The organism is Ectothiorhodospira variabilis (assembly GCF_022227625.1).
In the GTDB taxonomy this organism is placed as follows: Bacteria; Pseudomonadota; Gammaproteobacteria; order Ectothiorhodospirales; family Ectothiorhodospiraceae; genus Ectothiorhodospira; species Ectothiorhodospira haloalkaliphila.
The window spans coordinates 1-306 of record NZ_JAJNAO010000073.1; the positions used below are offsets into that span (position 1 = coordinate 1).

A 306-nucleotide genomic window follows, 5' to 3' on the forward strand; every position below is an offset into this window, starting at 1 on the left:
CATGATGGGCGTTCACGACTGAATTTCAACCTTGCGGACTTGAACCAAGAATGGTGGAGCCAGTCGGGATCGAACCGACGACCCCCTGCTTGCAAAGCAGGTGCTCTCCCAGCTGAGCTATGGCCCCCTGCTTGTCTTTTTCGCGCCTGGCTGCGTTGCGCCTTGCCAGCCACGAAAAATCCTGCGCAGCGTAGGTCCATCACCCCAGAATAATGGTGGGTCTGGGTGGATTTGAACCACCGACCTCACCCTTATCAGGGGTGCGCTCTAACCAACTGAGCTACAGACCCAAGCTCAAGTCCAAAT

The 306-nt window shown here is 56.2% G+C and carries 2 tRNA genes; both read right to left on the minus strand.

Annotated elements, in window-relative coordinates:
- Positions 1-51: 51 nt before the first annotated feature.
- A tRNA-Ala gene (locus LPW30_RS15980) sits at positions 52-127 on the minus strand.
- Between the two features lie 86 nt (positions 128-213).
- A tRNA-Ile gene (locus tag LPW30_RS15985) sits at positions 214-290 on the minus strand.
- Between the last annotated feature and the right edge of the window lie 16 nt (positions 291-306).